Origin of the sequence: Bradyrhizobium sp. LTSP885 (genome assembly GCF_000938305.1) — a bacterium.
GTDB lineage: Bacteria > Pseudomonadota > Alphaproteobacteria > Rhizobiales > Xanthobacteraceae > Bradyrhizobium.
The window spans coordinates 1-2587 of sequence record NZ_JYMT01000013.1; the positions used below are offsets into that span (position 1 = coordinate 1).

Sequence of the window (2587 nt, forward strand, 5' to 3'; positions counted from 1 at the left end):
CGTGTGATTCCAAGAAGAGATGAGAAACGAATCGCTTGTGAACGAAGACTGGGCGCGTGTTGTTTCGCGGCTGGGCGGAGCTGAGGCTCTGGAGGCTGGCGCGCGGGAGACGAAGGCGTTTGTTCGCCCGCGCGAGATCAGCAATGCAGTCGATCTGCTGCGGCTGATCCTTGCGTATTGCCTGGGCACGAGAGGTCTGCGGTTGACGGCGGCATGGGCGACTTCGGTGGGCCTTGTCGATATCTCCAACGTGGCTCTGTTATACCGGCTGCGTCAGTCCGGGGATTGGCTTGCACAGCTGATAGGCCGGGCACTTGCGAGCGGTGCGCCGAAGGCAAGCCGCGGTCGACTGATCCGCATCGTTGACGCCACGACGGTCCCAAAAGCTGGAACCGGCGGCAGGCAGAAGAATGCGGTGTGGCGCATCCACAGTGCGTTCGATCTTCCGCAAGAACGTTTTGGTCACTTCGAGCTGACCGACGAACGCGCGGGCGAGACGCTGGACCGGATCCCGCTGATTGCCGGCGAGATCCGTCTTGCCGACCGCGCCTATCTGCAGCCGGAGCGCATGGCGTATCTGGTCGAGGCCGGTGCGGACTTCGTGATCCGCTCGGGCTGGAAGAGCGCTTGTTGGCTGGATCGCAAAGGCAATCTGATCGATCTCGTCGCCGAACTGCGCAAGGCCGCGGCACGCGGCATCATCGACCGGCCGATCTGGGTAAAACGCAAGTCTGGTGGAGCACCGCTTGCTGTGCGTTTGGTTGCCGTCAAGAAACCTGCAGATGCGGCTCAGGCTGCACGGCGCAAGGCACGCAGGACGGCTCAGAAGGGAGGCCATCGTCTCTCCAGGCAAACGCTTGATGCTGCGGATTGGGTGATCCTGGTGACCTCGCTCAAGCCCGAGGACTTCACAACCGCTGATCTGCTTGCCCTTTACCGGCTGCGATGGCGGATCGAACTCGGCTTCAAGCGGCTGAAGAGCCTGATTGGCTTGAAAGGACCTCCAGGAACTGACGAGCGGTCTGCCAGACCCCATATCCTCGCTCACCTGCTGATCATTCTTCTGCTCGAGCCGCTTGTCGACGAACTCGAGGACTCTCCCCGCTTGGCCGAAGCCGCCTAACCAGACCTGCAGCATGGCGCCTGCTCCGTCAGCTCATCGCCTCCCTGCTCCAAGCCATCATTCCCCAGCCCACAATCGCGCGTCTGCGCAGAGCCAGCCTCGCTCTCCAACGACATCTGCGCGAGCCTCCCAGACGTAAACGCCGCTATCAGGCCATGATCAAACTATCTTAGCGCCTATGGGCGAAAGCCGGGACCCATAACCACCGAAGGTCATTGTTGCGCGACGCTGGGGCCACAGCCTTCTTCAACAACTCAACCCTGTGGTCATGGGTCCCGGCTTCGCCGGGACGACGAGGGGAGAGATTCGCTGCTTCTGCTCGAATTGTGCGGCTTGCTGGCGCCGGGCCGAACGTGATAGGCCGCAGCCGTTCGTGACAACAGGGCAGGTCAATGGCTGACGCAAAATATGACGTTCTCGGGATCGGCAACGCGATCTTCGACGTGCTGGTGCAGACCGACGAGGCGTTCCTCGCCCGGCACGGCATGACCAAGGGCTCGATGCAGCTGATCGACGAAGCCAGGGCCACCGCGATCTATGGCGACATGGGTCCGGCGACCGAGATCTCGGGCGGCTCGGCCGCCAACACCATCGTCGGCGTCGGCAGTTTCGGGGCGCGCGCGGCCTATGTCGGCAAGGTCAAGGACGACCAGATCGGCGGGCTCTACACCCACGACATTCGTGCCGCCGGCGTGACCTTCGACACCAAGCCGGCCACCAGCGGCCCCGCCACCGGCTGCTCCTACATCCTGGTGACGCCGGACGGCGAGCGCACCATGAACACCTATCTCGGCGCCGCGCAGGATCTGACGCCCGACGATATCGATCCCGCCCAGATCGAAGCCGCCGGCATCATCTATCTCGAGGGTTATCTCTGGGACCCGAAGAACGCCAAGGATGCCTTCGTGAAGGCGGCGACGATCGCCCACGGCGCCGGCCGCCAGGTCGCGCTGACGCTGTCGGATTCATTCTGCGTCGATCGCTACCGCGACGAGTTCCTCGACCTGATGCGCAAGGGCATCGTGGACCTGGTATTCTCGAATGAATCCGAGCTGCACTCGCTGTACCAGACCTCGGATTTCGACACTGCGCTGAAGCAGTTCGGCAAGGACACCAAACTCGGCGTCGTCACCCGCAGCGAAAAGGGCTGCGTGGTGATCTCCGGGGATGGCGTGGTCGCTGCGCCGGCCTATCCGATCGACAAGCTAGTCGACACCACCGGCGCCGGCGATCTGTTCGCCGCCGGCTTCCTGGTCGGTCTGGTGTGCAATGCCGGTTATGAGAATGCCGGGAGACTAGGTGCGCTCGCTGCAGCAGAAGTGATCCAGCACATCGGCGCGCGGCCGCTGGTGTCGTTGAAGGAGTTGGCGAAGAAGCAGGGGTTGTTGGTGTAGGGCACTTCTCACCTCGCCCCGCTTGCGGGGAGAGGTCGGATCGCATCGCCAGATGCGATCCGGGTGAGGG

Annotated in this window: 2 protein-coding genes; both read left to right on the plus strand. The window is 63.1% G+C overall.

Annotated elements, in window-relative coordinates; all coding sequences use genetic code 11:
• Positions 1-19: 19 nt before the first annotated feature.
• Complete coding sequence (locus tag UP09_RS08820; protein WP_044535962.1) at positions 20-1123, plus strand: IS4 family transposase; 1104 nt, start codon at positions 20-22, stop codon at positions 1121-1123.
• Between the two features lie 392 nt (positions 1124-1515).
• Positions 1516-2517 (plus strand): adenosine kinase, encoded by a 1002-nt coding sequence (locus UP09_RS08825; protein ID WP_044537738.1) that lies wholly within the window; start codon positions 1516-1518, stop codon positions 2515-2517.
• Positions 2518-2587 lie beyond the last annotated feature (70 nt).

Bases quoted from the DNA above. Each gene is read 5' to 3' on its own strand.
- UP09_RS08825 (WP_044537738.1), top strand. From the start codon at position 1,516: ATGGCTGACGCAAAATATGACGTTCTCGGGATCGGCAACGCGATCTTC.
- UP09_RS08820 (WP_044535962.1), top strand. From the start codon at position 20: ATGAGAAACGAATCGCTTGTGAACGAAGACTGGGCGCGTGTTGTTTCG.